Genomic DNA, 17,624 nt, shown 5'->3' with positions numbered 1-17,624 from the left:
GCGTTGGCCACGGAGCTATTCGGTTGCATCTAGATATTTCTTGCGCGCATCCTGCAGTTCCTTCCAGTGAGCTTCAAGGCCGGACAGGCTCGGACCGACTCCAAGGGTGAGTAGTGGTTGGGAATGCGCTGCGATGTATCGGCAGGCGTCGTCAAAAATGCGGGCCACAACCTCGGAGGCGGCTGGCAACGCACCTACCTTGATGTCGCGGAGCGTCGTCATTCGGATGTTGGGCTGTAGCCGCTGGGATACGCCCTTCAGCAGCTCCGTTTCGGTGAATACCTCGCACCAAGACCTGATCCATCCATAACCATCGCGGACCAACGCCGCCCGAGCTTCGCCATCCACGGCGCGGGCGGCCTCGATCGTTTTGTTGATGTTGGACTTAAGGTTTCCGAGCGAATCCCAGCGGGGGCCAGACGCTCTCGTGACTTTGCCCTTCCCGTCCTCATCAGTCACGTGGAAGTAGGTACATCGCTTCGACGACTCGAAGAGTGCCAGCAACGTGGCCGCAAAGAAGACATCGTGCGTAAAGACGATGACCTGATTATGTTCAGCAAGGTTCGCGATTCGGCGGGCAACCTCGTTAATGCGCCGATGATCCAGACTGGACACAGGGTCGTCGAAGATGACTGGCGCTGTGATCCCCGCCAGGCGCGCCTCGGCAAGGAAATCGCTGAGCGCCAGTACTTTTTGTTCTCCCTCGGACAGGATCTTGGAAGGTTTGTGCTGACCCGCCAACGTCTTGCGACGTTGCGCTCGGCCTTGCCGGCCGACGAATTCAACTTGGAGGGCGGGGGCCCTGAGTGCGGCGCATTCTTCAGCGAATAGCTTGTCAAAGCTTTGATTAATGAGCTCGTCGCTCGCGGCTTTTGCGAGCTCAGTCACGGACCGACCCAGGGCGGAGAACTTGCCGGCCAGAACTTGTAGCTTGTCCGATTCCTTGGCACGTTCTACCTGAGTCTGGATCGTTGTCCACGACTTGGCTAGTTCTCCCGACGCCGTTAGCTCCACTAGCTCACGCTTCTTTTCCTGCAGAGCATCGGCGCGATTCGCTGCCTGTGTCTTCAAGTCCGCGATCTCTGCCTCGATGGCCCTATGCGCCGTCGACGCCTCAGAAGTTAGAGCCGATACGTTGGTCATGGTTGACTCGTCGATAGGCCCTGATGTGCGAAGCGCTTCCGCTGCAGCAGTTGCGGCATTGCTGATGCTGGAGATTGCAGCGAAGAATGACGGCCGGTCGGCTTGAGTCTCGTGCTCATCTATGAATGCGTTGACCTCGTTGAGTTGGATTGCCAGGATCGGTGCAGTCACGCCTCTGATGCTTTCTTCCACGGCAGCGATATCGGAGCTGATTTTGTCGGTGAGGTACTCACCGTACTTTGAGATCAGGGCCTTGGCGGGATCCGCCAGGGGCTGGCGGCAGTAGAGGCAGCGCTCCGCGTCATGCGCGCCAAGCGATTCCAGGTGCACCCTGTACCGGTCGCCGCTTGATACGAACGCATCCCAGGTGTCTTCGGGGTCTGCCGGGAGGTCGGCAGCTGCGAAGAGATCCGTGCGGAAGCTGCGATAATCAGTCCGGAGTTCCTCGAGTTGCTGGAGCTGCATATTAAGTGCTTGAACGTTTAGCGAGCCGAGCGTGGTGATAGCAAGCACTGCTTGCCGCAGTACTCTCTCGCCTCTTTGTCGCTCCGCGATTTGCGCGGTGAGAGTATCCGCTTCGAGAGCGGCTACTGCGCGGCGCAGGACATCGCCCCGCTGGTCAATGTCGGAACCCCGATCCGCCCGTGCGTTGAGTTCAGCCAGGTCCGTAGATGCGCCGAGTGTTTCCACGAGGGGATAGATCGTCGAGTCTCGCGGAAAACGATCTAGCAGTGTTGTTGAGCCGGATGATAGGTTCCCAATGGAATTTCCTATGCGCTCATGTACGCCTTTAATGGCGGTGTTCACATGATTGAACAGGGCAAGGACGGTCGGGACGTAGACGTATTCCAGATCGTCGTCTACGTGGAAGTGCACTGCGGGACTGTCGAAGATCGACATCCGCGTGAAGGGGGCTTGTCCCTGCTCTCCGGTCCACGCAAATGTCTTGACTTCAGGTCCGACGGTGTACTCAACCTTCGCCGAAATCGGTACGTCTTCGCTCACGGCAATATCGCCAAGGATCGCATCTGCTGTGCGACTTCCTGCGAGCGCCTTGAAGATTCGTGCATAACCAGTTTTTCCGGTGCCGTTCTCACCAAACAAGATGGTCATTCCGGCATGGGGCTCAATCACAGAACCCGTCACGATCGCATTGACACCTGTTACCTCGGAGATTCTGGTGATGGCAAGCGGGAGTTCAGCATCCTCCTCTAACGCCTCCACCGTGAGTCCGGGCTCCGTTGGGAGAGTGCGCTCATCGAGTCCCTTCTCCTGTCGAAAAAGCGCATATGCGGCATCGAGGTCGTCGCTTGAAAGGGCTCGGCCAGTGCTCAAAACACTTCGGACGATCGAGCGGACCCATCCATCCTGCTCGTTGGCCCATTGCGCGAGAGTTTCACGCGGGTCCGGAGGATTCGACTCCTCCTGGCTGACAACCTGGGATTCCATTACCTCGTCTGACATTTCGCCGGTCCGCCGTTCACGCCGTCACGAGTTGCATCAGCTCGGTGTAGTTGGTTACAGCGTGATACATGACGTCATGACCGTTCTTTTCGTTGACCGACGTAAAGAACTTCCGGGCGCATTCAATCTTGGCCTCCTCGACTCCCTTAAGCTGGAGGGATGAGAGAGAACCCTTCGTTTCGGCGACAAAGTAGATGTGCTTGACGGTTCCCTCGGTGAAAGCGATGGCCCAGTCTGGGTTGTAGTCGCCGACCGGGGTCGGGATGAAGAATCCGCGTGGCAGTTTGGCGTAGACCGCAACTTCTTTGCTGGTGTCGAGCTCAGTGACGAACTCGCGTTCGACTTTGGAGTCCGTGACGACGTAGTCGTAGATGTGCTTCGTCAGCTTCTCACCCGAATGGGTGAGTTCCTGTTTGGTTTGATTCTCGGTGAAAATCGCTGTGTCAAAGTGATCTTCGAGCGCATCGTAGGCCAGGTGTTCGACGATTACGGTGGCCTTCTGTTCATTCATGAGTCGGGCGGTTTCGGTAATGAACTGCTCCGGGTTGAGCCGAAACTTCGCGAACGTCTCCGGGGCGACTTGAGTGAGGATCGCTGCCGTGGTGCGTCGGGTAAGTTGCGTCTTCTCGGCGATCTCCCCAAGCAAGTCGTATGGGACCTGGGAGCTGGAAGAGACGGTGTCGGTGTGGGTCTCGCTGCTCGATACGCCGAACCCGGTGCCTGCGGAGAGATCGCCGGCGCCGAGGGACGCCTTCTGCGTGCCTGCTTGGACGACGTATTGCAGCGAGGCGACGTTGAGGTGTTTGTCGAGTGCCTGGACGCACTTACGGATCAGTTCGGCTGAATCGAATTCGACTTGGTAGACGGCCTTGTGGTTGATTCGCTGCCAGAGCGCTTGGAACTCCTTCCTGGCGAAGTTCGCCTCGTTGAGCGGGATCTTCTTGCCCTTGCGGTTGTCGGTCGGAACAGGTAGGTCGATGTAGAGCGAGTCGACCAATGGCCAAAGGTGCGCCATCAGCGGTTTAAGAGTGTCTGATGCCGGCTCGGAGAGGGCACCAGACTCTTTGTCGTCCTTGTACTTGTCGGTGACTAGTCCTTCCTCGTCGACGTAGCCGTTTTGAACGAGGTGGAAGTAAAGGGCGGTTGCCAGCTTCTCTTCGACCACGCTTTCCCCCGACTCGGTGTGAATGGTCTTGCCGGTGAAGAACTTAACGCTCGCCTTGCGGGGCCGGGCGGCAAGCGTCTCGGCGATTTCCTTCTGCAGTCCGGAAACGAAGTCGGTGTAGGACTCGTCGGTGACGACCGTGAGTTCGTTGATGTGGTGAACGGTGACTGGGTTGTCCATGCGTTCACCATGCTGGTCGACGGCCAGTCTCAGGCCGCGTCCAATTTCCTGGCGTCGTGAGACTGTGTTGTCGCTCTTTTTGAGCATGCCCATAACGAAGACGTTGGGATTGTCCCAGCCTTCACGGAGGGCGGAGTGGGAGAAGATGAACCGGACGGGCTCGGCGAAAGACAGCAAGCGTTCTTTGTCTTTGAGGATCAGGTCGTAGGCGTCGACGTCCTTGGACTGACCCTTCTCATCACCTGTCTTGTGTACCGGTCCGTCGACCGCGTGCTTGGTCTTCTTGTCGATGGAGAAGTAGCCCTCATGCACTGCGCGAACCTGGTCGCGGCGTAGGTAGTCCTGGTAGGCGGCAGTTGCAGCATCGAGCTCCAGCTCGCCGAGAATCTCCTCGACGATCGCCACATACTCTTCTTCGAATACACGCGCGTAGTCGCCCAGTGTGTCCTCGCGTTCATAGTCGCGGTACTTTGCAACCTCGTCGATGAAGAACAGCGACAACACCTTGATGTCCTGCGCGAACAGCTCTCGTTCCTTTTCGAGGTGGGCTCGGATCACTTCGCGGATCTGGATGCGGCGTTTAGTTTCTTCAGTGACGTCGCGGTCAGCGAGCTGCCCAGCCGTGACAACGTCACCGCTGCTGAGTTCGAGCACGTCTCGGCTGGCGTCGATGTCGGTGATGAACAGGCCTTTATAGGCCTCAATGCCACTGGAAACGTCGTGCAGGTTCGTCCCCACGTCGAGGCGCTTGACTTGGCGCTTGATCGGTCCGCCCTTTGTCTGCACCTCCATCTCGACGCGGGCACGAGGCTTTGCCCCCTTGGCGATCTCGATCGCATCGAGGTACAGGTAGGCGGTCGAGCCGGCCAGCCCCTTAACTGTGAGCCCTCGTACTGAGATCTTCTTGACTAACTTCTGGTTGTAAGCGTCGAGGGCATCCAGCCGATGGACCTTCGTGTGTTCGACCTTGTGGGTGGCCGAGTAGCGCAGAACCATAAGCGAGTTGAATCGGGACAGAGCCTCCAACGATTTTGGGGCGCCGATCTTCTGGGGTTCGTCGATGATCACGATCGGCCGGTTCGCACTGATGACATCGATGGGTCGCCGTGATTGGAAGTCGTCGAGCTCGTCGTAGATGCGGCGGTTGTCCTTGCTCGTCGAGTTGAACGCCTGAATGTTGATGATCATTACCTGCACCCCAGCGTCCGAGCTGAATCGCTCCAGCTCATGGAGTTGGGATGAGTTGTAGATGAACGGACGCGGCTTGGTGCCGTATATCTGTTGAAAATGCTCGGCCGTCACATCGAACGACTTCTTCACGCCTTCGCGGATCGCGACCGATGGGACGACGATGATGAACTTAGACCAACCGTAACGCTTGTACAGTTCCATGATCGTCTTGATGTAGACGTAGGTCTTACCGGTGCCAGTCTCCATCTCCACGTCGAGATTCGGAGCACCCGGGGCAGCCTTGCTATCCACCATCTTGTCGGACAGCGGTAGGTTTCGGGATCGTTGAACATGCTGAACGTTACCCAGCAACTGTGTTGGCGTCAGCACGATCTCGGCATTGCGCATACCCGAATGAGGCGTTGTCTTCGGCTCGAACAACGTTGGGTCGGTTGGTGACTTCGCCTTGCCCGGATCAATGCGATATGAAATGCCGTCGCTCTTCGGTTGACCGGCGAAGACTTCGACCACTGCGTCGACCGCGTCGGTCTGATACTGCTGGACTTTGAATTGAAGTTTCATCAGGGTCAGATGACCTTCACGTCGGTCAGCGACGGGGACAACTCGCGGAAGATCTGTTCCGCGTTGATCCGGGCAGCATCGGAGGCGAAGCTGGAGTCGCGGAACACGGCCCGAGTTGGTGCACGCTGTGCAATGGCTCGCACTAACTCTGGGCTGACCTCCGAATCGAAGCAGGCGATAAGGGCATCGTCTTCAACTACAAATACCTCGTGACCTTCGAGCTTCTCCGCGACGATCGACATGCTCAGTTCGAGACCCCAGTCGAGCAGCACCTGAAACAGAAGGTCCTCGCCCGACCGGCCGGGTTTCACACTGTTCTCCAGCTCAGCGAGTGCTTGCTGACCGGTTTCGTCCGGAGTTTGCAGCACATCCGCCATATTCGTCGTGTCGACCTTCAGGTTTCGAAATCCGACATCGATTCCGTCACCAGCAAGCCCTAGCCCGTCGATAATTGTTGAGGCAGCTCGACGTATGCGATCCCGGGTGATCTCTGCGATGGACGAATAGCCAGCCTTGGCTGCCTCCGACTTCGGGTCTGGCTCTTCGGCGATCTGGATCATGATGAAGCGGCGGGTGCTGCCAGCGGTTGCGTTCAGGTCGAGGACCGCATGTGCAGTCGAGCCCGAGCCCGCAAAGAAGTCAAGAACGATGTCGTCAGGTCCACTCAAGTACTCAATGAGGCGACGCAGATCTTTCCAGTTCTTAGGGTTGTCGAAGACCTTTCCACCCATCAGTTGGGCGAAGTCAACGGCAGCAGTTTGCGCGTAGCTGTAGTGGACTGATCCCATGACGAGCCCCTCGGACTCGAAGAGATAGCGAATGCGTCGAGGCAGAGTCGATTCGTCAGGGCCGAAAACAACGTTGCCGTTCGCAACCATTTCATCAAAACGAGCCTTGTTCGGGAAGACCCACCCTCTTGGGGGTACTTTGCACAGTGCGCCTGTCGCCGGATGACATACGTCATAACGAGGACCGCCGCCGCCGGGCCAAGAGATGTCGCCGTCATCACGGAAAGGCCCACGCGGTCCAACTTTGCTAAAGCGACCAAGCTTTCGCCTCTCATCACTGGCAGGGAACCCGCTCGCCCACTTTCGCCACTCCGTCTGGATTGATTCCCAGTCGTCGCCGAAACGAGCTCTGAGCTGCCCAATCAAGTCGCGGGCTTCGTCGACTCCAGGTTGTGGTTCACGGAGGCGTGTATCCGTTTCAAGGAGGTCCGCCTTGTTCCGGGCGTACACAAGCATGTATTCGTGTCCAACTGAGAAGAACCGTGCGTCATTTTTTCGGTTGCGATCCCACACGAGCACTCCGAGCTTATTGTCTGCTCCCATGACCTCGTCAAGAAGAAGTTCCATCGTCGAAAACTCGCCGTCATCGATACTGACGACGATGTACCCATCAGACTGGAGAAGATTCCGCGCCAACCGGAGGCGAGGATAGATCATGGTCAGCCAGTCCGAGTGGAACCGTCCATTCGATTCGAGGTTTGCAACCAACTTTGCACCGTTCTGGTCGGTCTGGCCTGAACGCAGCAAGTACTCGTCTGTGGTCGTCGCGTAGTCATCGGCATAGACGAAGTCGTTACCAGTGTTGTAGGGCGGATCAATGTATATGAGTTTGACTTTGCCGAGGTACGACTCCTGCAGTAGCTTCAGAGCATCGAGGTTGTCGCCTTCGATGAATATATTCTGGGTTGTGTCGAAGTTGACGGACTCCTCACGAATTGGTCTGAGGGTCTTAGCGATCGGCGCGTTCGCAGCGAAAGCCGCTTCTCGCTTGCCTGGCCAGTCGAGTTGATAGCGCTCTTGTGGCCCTTCGACTACGTGGTCGGATAGTTCCTGGCGCAAGAGGTCGAAGTCGATGGCTTTCTTCGGGTTTCCGTCGGTGTCGAGTGTCTCGGTGATGACACTCGGGAACAATTCGGCGACCTTGTCGATGTGAACCTCGGTCAGATCGGGTGACGTCATGCGTTGTTTCTCCACGGGTTACCTTTGCTGTTCGAGTTCTGACTGCTTTTTCTTCAGGGTGCGCCGTAGTTCAACCTTGCGGTTGAGTTGTGGCTCGGTGCGGAGTTTCCGTTCGAGTGCGGCAATCTCGCGTTGGAGCTTGCGTGTCGCGTCCAGTCTTGCGGACACCTCCGACAGTTCTTCGCCAGGCCGTGTCGATATACCGCTCAGCGGTTGGAGGAGTGCTGTGTACAGGGCCGGCACAGTGATGGTGGTCGGCAGCGGCTGACGTTCAGCGTCTTCGGGGTGCCATCCGGTGGTGTAGTAGGCACCGAGTTTGGGCGCACCGGAACCGGTCTGTTTGTGTGTCGCGGTCATCCGTACTTGCCTGTCGTCGCGGACGATCTCAAAGATGATCGGTGTCCGCACCGTCTTGTCGATCGATGCAAGGACGGCCTCGCTGACATCGGAACCCTTAGCCTCGATCTGAAAGACCTGGATCTCAGGGACGTCCTTGCTACCGGGGAGATTGATGGTTGTTTCGGCAAGCTTGTAAGCCCAGGTGATGCGCTGGATCTCGTCCACAAACTTCTCACGCAGAGCGACCGAGATCGAACCGTGTTCGTAGAACTTGGTTTTGGGGACCACACGACCAAACTTGGCGGCCGTCGGCCAACGGTAAAGGAAACCGGTCATAACTTCATTTCGTCAGGTTCGATGACGGCGATGAAGGCGATGAGTTCGAAATCATCGTGACCCGCGATCTCTTGAGTCAGCGCGGTTGTGTGCCCCCCGGTGAACAGGCTGTCGATATCGCGTTCGTCGGTAACATCGACCATGGATCGGATTGCTGCGGTGAGCAATTCGGAGTACTTGCCCATTTCTGCACCTTCACCGGTATCAGTGTTGAACACGCGGGTGACAGCCGTAACGGGCTCGTTGTACGGACGACAACCTGTGCGGATCAGGTCGAGCAGGTGTTTGGCCTCGGTGTGGTCAGCAATCACGGTGCCGTCGTCGTCGAGGTAGACCAGGTAGTGCGGGTGGAGTCGGTTCCCGCGGTTGATGCCCTCGTCGGCGTTCACGTTGCGCAGCGCGAACAATACGCCTGGCCGCAGACCCTTTTCGGGGTCTGCGGGAACAACTGCGTGAAGTCCCTTCGGGGTGGTGGCGAGATCGCCGTAGTCCTTGAGGTACGCAAGGAGGTCCATGCGGAAGTCGTTGAGCCCGAGGTCTGTGATGGAGACACCGGTTCGAACGTCTTCGAGTTCGATGACCTCATCCTGGAGCTTGCGGAGCTGTTCCTTGCGGAACGCCGCGTCACCCTCTTCGAGGGTGAGGACGTTGTCGTCGGCGGTGCCGGCGAGATCGGCGATAACCATACGGTTCTCGACGCGTTCCTTGAGATTGATGTACTCGTCGAGGGAAATGTCGGGCCAAAAGTTCACCAGCTGGATCTGAGCGTTGGTCGAGCCGATGCGGTCGATACGGCCGAAGCGCTGAATGATTCGTACCGGATTCCAGTGGATGTCGTAGTTGACGAGGTAATCGCAGTCTTGGAGGTTTTGACCTTCGCTGATCACGTCGGTGCCGATCAGGAGGTCGAGTTCAGCGGTCTCTTTCGGCATGGTGAGGTGACGTTGCTTGGATTTCGGGGAAAACAGCGTGAGCACTTGCTGGAAGTCGTATCCGGTGCCCAGGGTAGTTTTCGCGGCGTGGGCGCCGCCGGTGACGAGCGCGGTCTGGGTGCCCGTATCGGCGAGTGCCGGCGCGAGTTCTTTGTAGAGGTACTGCGCGGTGTCGGCGAACGCGGAGAAGATCAGCGCCTTCCGGTTGCCGGGATTGATGGGGTGGGCGGTCTTATCCTCGATGAGTCGCTTGAGTCTCTGTAGTTTGAGGTCATGGTCTGGCGTGACTTTGCGCATTTCGTCGAGTAGTTCACGCAACGTTTCGCGGTCGTTCCATAGGTCGCGTTGCCAGGACTCTAGGTCTACGTCGTTGAGGTCGATCTTGATCTTCTCTCCGAAGGAGAGGGCTTCAACGTTCGCGTCGTCCTCGTCGTCGACATCTAGGTCGAGGCCAGCGAAGTCGACGTTGAGCTCGGGCAGAGAACCCGTGTGCGATTCCAGTCGCCCCAGAGTCTTATCCACTGCGCCTTCGATTTTGGCGAGAGTTAATCGGAACGCTTCAACTGAACTTTCTAATCGTTTGAGCAGATTGACGGTCATGAGCTTCTTCAAGCCCTGCTCCCGCCCCTGCTGCCCGATGTTGGAACGTGCGGTGCCACCCTTGACGTTGTATAGGTCCTCGTACTTACTGATCCGGCTCGGGAACACGTAGGCCAGCGGGGTGTAAACGGCCAAGGTGAGCGCTTGGAGTTGGCCGAAGATCTCGTTGAAAGTGGGCACGTTGGGCAGATCGGAGAGCGGTTCACGGATCGAGACCGGCTGCAGGCGCTGCGGGAATGCACCGATCTCTGTAGTGTCGTAGAACGCCTGAATGTGCTTGCGGGATCGGGCGATAGTGACCGAGTCGAGCAGTTCGAAGAAGTCGAAGTCGAGCATCTGCAGAATGCGTTCGGCCGTGCGTGATTCGGTCGGAAGCTTTGACCACTCATTGAAGACACGCTGAGCGTCGCTGAACACCTTCTCGACCGTGGTCGAGATGTTCAGGTGCTGGGCGAGGTTCTCCGACTCCCCTTCGTAGGCAAGTTGAAGCTGGTTCTTCAAGTCGTTGAATCGGTTGTTGACCGGGGTGGCCGACAACATGAGGACTTTGGTCTTGACACCCTCGCGAATGACTTGCCGCATGAGCCGTTGGTAGCGCGACTCCTTTTCTTCCGCGTAATCGGCGTTGCGGAAGTTGTGCGACTCGTCAATGACAACGAGATCGTAGTTGCCCCAATTAATGCGGTCGAGCCGCAAGCCCAAGGACTCACCCTTGGTGCGGGAAAGGTCGGTGTGCGCAAGGACGTCGTAGTTGAAGCGGTCGCGGGAGAAAATATTGGTCGTCAGGTTGGCGTTGTAATTAGTCCAGTTCTCAGCGAGCTTCTTCGGTGCGAGCACGAGGACGGACTTGTTGCGCAGTTCGTAGTATTTGATGACCGCCAGCGCCGTGAAGGTCTTGCCGAGACCGACACTGTCGGCGAGGATGCACCCGCTGTAGGTCTCCAGCTTGTTGATGATCCCGGTCGCAGCGTCACGCTGGAAGTTGTACAGGCTTTGCCAGACTTGCGTCTCCTGATAGCCGGTGCGGTCATTGGGCAATACGTCCTCGCTGATGTCGCCGAGGAACTCTGAGAACAGGTTGTACAGGATCAGAAAGTAGATCCGGGCCGGCGAGTTCTCCGCATACACGCTCGCAATATGGTCATGCACCGTCTGGGTCACGTCTTCGAGCTGGTGCGGGTTGTTCCAAATCTGGTCGAACAGAGCGACGTACTGCGACGCCATCGGCGCTTCGTCGAGCCTGGTGACGATGTTGGACACCGCGTTGCCACGCTCGTATCCAAGGTCAGCTGAGGTGAAACCCTGGATCGGTTGGTAAGCGACCCTGTCATCCACGACGGCAAACTGCTGCATCGGCGCACCGGTCCGGTTCGACCGGAAGCAAACCTTGCGGCGCACCCAGTCCGCGCACTCCCGCGCAATAGCCCGCTGCGTCAGCTGATTTCGCAACCGAATCTCGAATTCCGAACCGTAGAGCGACGATTCCCCGGCGGAGGCCTGGGGGATGAAGAACTGCCGCCGTTCCTTCGGCAGTTGATCGGTTGCGCTCGCCGCGACGAACGATGGCGACGTGAAGATGAACTCAAGCTCCTCAACCCGGTCCAATTCCTTGCGCAGGGACTCAAATGCATAAATCGAGAAGGTCGCCGCCGCAATCCGCAGCTTCGAGCCCGGACGCACCTCGGCCTTGAGGTCGTCACCCAGGAGTTCGTTGACGTTGTCGATGATGCGCACGGTCAGTCCCGGGCGGTATCGCCGGCCGCGCCTTCGCGACGCACCCAGTCATCGACCTCGGCGGATTGAAATTTCCACAGGCGTCCGACCTTGTGCGCTGGCATCGCCTTCTCTGCAATCCAGCTGTAGATGGTGTCCTTGGTTACACCCAGGTGGGCGGCGATGTCGTCAGCTGACAGCCATGGCTCGGGCACGGGCTACCTCCTGGCTATCGACACCCAATGTGCCGATTACCCGATCCTAACGGGATGAACCGCTTTAGACCGGGTATTTGCGGGTTCAACCTCCTGTGTCGCGGACGGGGGGTCGGTTCGCGATCATCTCCAGCGTCTACGTGCCTGACGATCCGGTAAGGGCGTGACTGTGCCGTGCGGCTCGTCGCCACGAACCGCACGTTGCTGGGCGTGGAGTTCGGCGATGAGGGTTACAGCGGCCTGGTTCCTTCTCTCGAGCTCAGTGTTCCGTTGACGTAGCGTCACAATGGTCTGCTTGAGCTTGGAGACCGCCTCTCGCAGTTCGATGATCTGGGCGTCTCGGGGGGCGGTCTGTGTGCCGACAGCCGTGTTCCAGTCGGCGATGAGGGCGTCGGCGCGATTCATGGAGGCGCGGCTGACGCCGGCCTCGATGTGAAGGTTCGTTTTGGTGAGGCGTCCGTCGGTGCGCTTGGGCTGGCCTGCGAGCAGTCGTTGCATGGCGTCGCGCAGCTTCTTTTCTGTGGCCGGGCTGACGGTGGTCATTTGGGCTCTTGGTGGGTGATTCGACGAACGTCGGAAAGTTGGGCTTCGAGGCGATGGCGGTGGATGGGTGCCATTTTCTTGTCCTTGAGTTTGTCAACGAGATCAGTTTCCTCCTGCTGCCAGATCGGGAGGTGCTTGTCGGCGATGACTGAGTTTCGGCAGGTGGCCGGTTGGCACATGCTTGGGATGGGACCGCCGGCTTTGACGGCGGCGGATGCGCCTTCGAGGCAGAGCGCTTTGCCAGGGTCACCAAGACAGTGGTTGAGGGTGCCTAAGCGGATGGTGGCGAATTCATCACGGAGCAGACTTCGGAGCATACGTTCATTGCCGATAGCGATTGTGGTCTCGGCACGGTCAGTGACGTTGGCCAGCCCGTTTACGAATGTGGTGGCGCCCGGGCCGCGTGCGGCTCGTTCACCGTCGGCGTGCCTGGCCCAGTCGGCGACGAGTTCTCCGGCGGCGGCCTCTTTCGCGTGATGTTCGAATTCTTTGGCCCACTCGGGTGTTGGTGCGGCGTAGCCGCTGGTGGTCGCATTGGCCAGTGCGCGTGTGGCGTTGTGCTTGAGAGTGATTCCGAGTGCGATCTCACCGTCAGGTTCGTTGGCGGTGATGACGGCCATGGTTCTTCGAAACATATGCGGCGCCAACGCTGTTGTTGGAATCGGTACCAATCCGTTGTGGGGCGAGTGGTCGTTCACCCAGTTAATGAAGGAGCGGATCTGTTCATGCTGGTCGAACCCGGTGAGGTCGCGGTTGATTCCGGTGCGGACGCTGCCGAACAGCCTGCGGGGGTCGCGGGTGATTTGCTCAGCGACTTCGAGGGCCCGGACGACCGGTGGGCTTACCCACCAGCGATGCGCTGTACCGCCACCTGTCTGACCTTTGTGAAGAATGCTGGTTACCGCCGGTGCGCCGTAATGGGTGCCGATGGCTCCGGACGCGATTCCTTGGACCTCGCTATCACGCATCATCGTCATGATCGCAACGAAAATGTAAGCGGCATTGCGTATCTGAGTGAGTTCTTTACTGACGATGACGCGGTCGAACCCCTTCGTCCATGGTCCGCGTGTCCCGTCCGGACGGTCGATCAAGGTGGGAGTCATGCTGGCATAACCGAATCTGGTAGGCACGCCGGCGGCGATCGCGTCACGCACGTGTTGTTGGCGGGCGAGTCCGCACCGGTTGTAGAAGTTTTCAGTCTGTAGGCGCGGTGTGGTGCATAACGTGAGGCCATCCCAGTTGATTTCACCGGCTTTTCCGCGGCCGAGGGTATAGATGTGCAGTGGAATGAAGCTGCCGGGTGATGTGAGCCAGGTGTCGATCGCACGGTCAATGGTTTGCGCCGTCAGTCGTTTGTCGGGACGCGGGCGGGCATCCAGTGTGTCGATTTCGTCGCGGGCGGCAAGAAGATCGGGGGCGAACACGTCGATGTAGGTCCAGCAGGCGCGAATCAGTGGCCAGAATGCGTCCGGACGGATGACCGGTGTTTTGATCTCGCCTGAGCTGCCAGTCGTGGAACTTCCTACCCTTACGCGCAGCCCGCCGTTTTGCATCAGCGGCCCGAAGGTCACCAGGTGGCGCAAGAGATCGTTCGCGGAATGCTCGGCGGTGGCTGCGCGGGTGGCGCGAACCGAAGCGAGATAAGCCTCGCTGTCATCGTCGGTCCATTGCGACAGGTCTGCCGTGTAGTCGCGGTCCTCGGCCCATCTAGCGAGGTGTCGCATCTCGGCGAGGGCGTGCTGGATCGATTTGACTTTGTAGGGCCGGTTGGACCGGTAGACGTGAGCTTCGCGAACGACACTGTGAGTTGGTTGCAGCATCACCATTGCCAGCGTCTTGGCGATCGGCACCCAGTCCTTGGGCAGGTCGTCGAAACGCAGACACGCGCGAGAAGGGCTTAGGTTCGGGGCGATTCCGCCGGCGGTCAGATCCCATCGGGGCATATCGCCGAATCGCGGCTCAGGACCGGGCGCGATCCGGCGAGCCGCTGGTAGGACGGGTTCGTCGGGAGCGAAGGGCGGCTCCCACGCCGCCGTCATCGGTGAGGCGAGTTGGCGGGTCACTGTTCTGCCCTCTGTCCGAGCGGTCGATGAAGGTGTGCGGCTTGTTGGCGCGCGCCTTCGATGTGGTCGATGGTGAACTCGGTGAGAACGGCGTCGATGTTCACGCGTTGCTGGCCGTAAACCTCGCTGAACTGTATTGGTGGCATGGTTTTTTCAATGTCATCGATCACGTCGCGGTATACGACGAGGCGTGGCAGGTGGTCGCGGAAGATGACGGCGTTTCGGCACTGCAGACACAGCGACGGCGAAGCGTGGCACAACGAGCCTGTTTCCCCGACCGGCGGATCGTAGGGGTCTCGGCATGCCGAGAGTGTCAGTTGCTGCTCGGTGGGTGATTCTTCGGCCACCGACGTGGCAAGGGTCGCTACATCGGAGTCTGTTGGCCTGGCGGCGACATCGGCGGCGGTCGCGTCGATAAACGTCGGTCCGTTTGATGCGCGTTCGAGGACTTTGCGCTGGGCGCGCAGGACCGTCTGTGCCGCGATGGTGTGAACCGTGGTGGTTTGGGCGTAGTGACCCCGGAAGACCTCGACGGAGTGGTCGTCGCCGGCGGCGCCGTTGAGAGTGCCGAGCAACGCGGCCCGCGCGCTTTTCACTGTCTTACGGAGCCGACGCATGTCGTGCGGTTCGCTGATTATAAGACCATATCGATGAATCAGCTTGGTGAGGCTATTTGTCGATCCGAAATATCTTGCACGAACACAATATTGGGGATACTCGTCAGAACGCCGGTCCCGTACTGAGCGGATACCTGTCACCCAGAAGAGCGGCTCGTCGGGACTAAGCGCATGGGCATGCTGCAACGCGTCGGCGGCGCGTCGAATGAGATCGCCGGCCTTCCATCCCCAGGGCGGCTGCGGGGCCGAGGAAAGCGTGTGCCAACGGATCCGCTGGGCCCGTAGCTTGGTCGCTCGTACGCGGACGGAAGACTCGCCGAACTCGATATCGCTTCGTAGCAACTGGCCGCTCTCCTCAGGTGCCCACCCTGTTTGCAGGTGGAGCAGCACCCTGATCGCGAGAAGGTACTCATCCTCTGGCGTCAGGTATGCGCCTACGGCGGTCGTCAACGGGCGGGCCTTCAGGCGGGCATCGCGGTTGAATCCGGATTCTCGGTCGACGTCGCATCCATTCAGCGCTCGACGTGGCCCCGCCAGGTGGGCATGGAACGATTCGTCGTAGGGCAGGTTCCGAAGCGCCCATAGAACATTCTCCACTCGGTTCCAGCCGTGCCGGCAAGGATCCTTCCCGGCGGTCAGCAGCGTGTTGCCGCGGGCGAGACGTTCTTCGGTGTCGCGCACGATCGTTCGGCATGTCTGCTCAAGCTGGAGGCGTTCGTTATTGCTGAACTCGTCGAGCGGCAAGCCCTCCCATGGGCTGCCGTCCAACACCCATGCGTTGGCCCAGTCCACGAGCACACCCTCAAACACCCTGTGTGATTGGAGATATCGGGAGACGTGATTGCGCAACTCCATACCGAGGTCTTTTGCGTGCACGCTGGGTGGCGGATAGCGCACGACCATGGCCGATTCCCAGTCGTGCAGCCGACGCGCAACCTCGGCGCCGTCGCCGGACAACGTGAGAAATCGGTCGGCGCGGTCGGTCAAGAACTCGCCAACTCGTCTGATGACCCCGCCTAGGCGAGAGACGGTCCCGGGTGTGAGGTCGAGGTGCTCGGCGGCCTCTTTCCAGACGTCAGCCAACTCGGCGACCAGCCGTGCGGCGACATATTTACTGGGGTCGATTCGCGCCGACTTCATCTTTCCGCCGGGCGGGAAGTGCACTATGCGCGGTTCACGGTCATCGAACGTCACGACGTCTGGGCCTCCCGTTCCAGCTCGTCCAGAACGTAAGTGGCGTAGTCGCGGGTGTTGTCGCTCCAGGATTCAAAGGCTCGCTGGATCAACTCATCTGACTCATCGACGTACCGGAGGTAGATCATCGTTGTGGACGGGCTGGCGTGTCCGAGTAGACGCTGCAGAGTTAGAAGCGGATTGTGCACAATGTGTTCGCTGATGGTGCCAAATCCTGTTCTGTTCCTGCGCTGTTCCAACTGTGCAGCGCGACGCTGCAGGCTACGCAACATGACCACAGCAAATGTGTGCCTCAGGTCATGGGGTGTGACCGCAGGAGGCATGGTGGGGGTTGCACTCGCAAACGCGGCAAGGCGGTCGTTGGCGTCCTCGAAGTATTGGTGCCAGCGCCGTTGCGAAGGCGGGTGTCCACCCTTGCCCACAAATAGCGACAAGGGTTCGATGCTTCCGGTCTCGTCCACTCGGACCAGGACGCGGCGCACATCGGGAGGGATCATCGCGAACTCCGCGCGCTTCTCGATCCCGTGGTGACGGTACGTGAGCTTGCCCGCAGCCGGATCGATGTGGGTGGCAATCGCCAGCGTCGGTAGCTTGCGCTGCAGAGCGTTCTGGGCCTTGCGGACAAGGGCTTTACGTTCCGTGCCGCGGTAGAGGTCGACGGTTTTGACGGTTGAACACGGAATATAGACCCGTCGGCGGCGCGCATTCTTCGCACATGCTTCAAGCATCAGCGAAGCGCCGCCATCAGACGAGGGGATCTCGGCATCCAGCAGCGTGGACCACTCGGTGAGACGCATCCCGCTGGTCAGGGCCAGGTCGACTGCACAGACATTTCGGACGGTCGATTGGCCGCGATATGACGGGTCCAGTTCTCCTGAAGGGAGCCCACCACCAAAGCCGATGTTGCGCAGAGCAATCCATTGCCTCTGCGAAAGCGCTCGTACGTTCATTTCCGTACGCGGAGTTCTCGGAGTCACGACTGATCTGCTCCCGACCTGAATCCAGGGCAGATGGTCGCGCTGCCCCGTTTCGTGCAGGTACGTAAAGAGGGCTCGAATGACAACGAGATGCCTTGACCAGGATCTGGCCGACACGCCTTGGTCGCGACGGTGCTGCCGAAAGGCGACGAGGTCACGCTCGGATACATCCAGTACTCCGACCCCTCTCGCTTCTAAGAACCGTCCGAACTCCAATGCGTCACGGGCGTAGGCGTATATCGAGTTTGTCCGCAGGTTCTGGCTGTAGAGCCGAAGGAAGGTGCACCATGGTTCCAACGGCCGCATGGCGTCGTCCACGATGATCGGCGTACCGGTCGGGACTATTGGAGAACTGCCTACATCGAGGTCGTGATTTCCGATCTCGCGGACTCGGTTCCAGTTCGCGTAGTAGAGCTCCACGGTG

10 protein-coding genes are annotated in these 17,624 nt (G+C 59.1%); all 10 read right to left on the bottom strand.

What is annotated here, in order from left to right; all coding sequences use genetic code 11:
- Positions 1–15: 15 nt before the first annotated feature.
- Positions 16–2,607 carry an AAA family ATPase gene (locus AC5Y3P_RS09500; protein WP_346404750.1) on the bottom strand — a complete coding sequence of 864 codons (2,592 nt, stop codon included), beginning with the start codon at positions 2,605–2,607 and terminating at the stop codon, positions 16–18.
- A gap of 16 nt (positions 2,608–2,623) precedes the next feature.
- Positions 2,624–5,704 carry a type III restriction-modification system endonuclease gene (locus AC5Y3P_RS09495; protein WP_500045646.1) on the bottom strand — a complete coding sequence of 1,027 codons (3,081 nt, stop codon included), beginning with the start codon at positions 5,702–5,704 and terminating at the stop codon, positions 2,624–2,626.
- Between the two features lie 5 nt (positions 5,705–5,709).
- Entirely contained in the window at positions 5,710–7,671 is a 1,962-nt protein-coding gene (locus tag AC5Y3P_RS09490) for a site-specific DNA-methyltransferase (RefSeq protein ID WP_346404746.1), read from the bottom strand.
- Positions 7,672–7,689: 18 nt separating this feature from the next.
- Positions 7,690–8,346 carry a DUF4391 domain-containing protein gene (locus AC5Y3P_RS09485; protein WP_346404745.1) on the bottom strand — a complete coding sequence of 219 codons (657 nt, stop codon included), beginning with the start codon at positions 8,344–8,346 and terminating at the stop codon, positions 7,690–7,692.
- Entirely contained in the window at positions 8,343–11,612 is a 3,270-nt protein-coding gene (locus AC5Y3P_RS09480) for a helicase-related protein (RefSeq protein WP_346404743.1), read from the bottom strand. The genes AC5Y3P_RS09485 and AC5Y3P_RS09480 overlap by 4 nt, the downstream gene beginning before the upstream one ends.
- 2 nt (positions 11,613–11,614) lie before the next feature.
- Positions 11,615–11,806 (bottom strand): helix-turn-helix domain-containing protein, encoded by a 192-nt coding sequence (locus AC5Y3P_RS09475; protein WP_346404742.1) that lies wholly within the window; start codon positions 11,804–11,806, stop codon positions 11,615–11,617.
- 123 nt (positions 11,807–11,929) lie between these two features.
- The gene (locus AC5Y3P_RS09470) at positions 11,930–12,349 is read right to left on the bottom strand and encodes a hypothetical protein (RefSeq protein WP_346404741.1); all 420 of its coding nucleotides are present in this window, start codon (positions 12,347–12,349) and stop codon (positions 11,930–11,932) included.
- Positions 12,346–14,412: a hypothetical protein gene (locus AC5Y3P_RS09465; RefSeq protein WP_346404739.1), complete on the bottom strand. Its 2,067-nt coding sequence runs from the start codon at positions 14,410–14,412 to the stop codon at positions 12,346–12,348. The genes AC5Y3P_RS09470 and AC5Y3P_RS09465 overlap by 4 nt, the downstream gene beginning before the upstream one ends.
- Positions 14,409–16,223 carry a hypothetical protein gene (locus AC5Y3P_RS09460; protein WP_100482397.1) on the bottom strand — a complete coding sequence of 605 codons (1,815 nt, stop codon included), beginning with the start codon at positions 16,221–16,223 and terminating at the stop codon, positions 14,409–14,411. Before AC5Y3P_RS09460 ends, AC5Y3P_RS09465 begins: the two co-directional genes overlap by 4 nt.
- Positions 16,220–17,620 carry a tyrosine-type recombinase/integrase gene (locus tag AC5Y3P_RS09455; RefSeq protein WP_346404737.1) on the bottom strand — a complete coding sequence of 467 codons (1,401 nt, stop codon included), beginning with the start codon at positions 17,618–17,620 and terminating at the stop codon, positions 16,220–16,222. Before AC5Y3P_RS09455 ends, AC5Y3P_RS09460 begins: the two co-directional genes overlap by 4 nt.
- Between the last annotated feature and the right edge of the window lie 4 nt (positions 17,621–17,624).

It is taken from the genome of Mycobacterium sp. NGS45 (assembly GCF_059812645.1).
The sequence above is the reverse complement of the archived record's forward strand: the minus strand, read 5'-3'. Positions and strand labels throughout refer to the sequence as shown.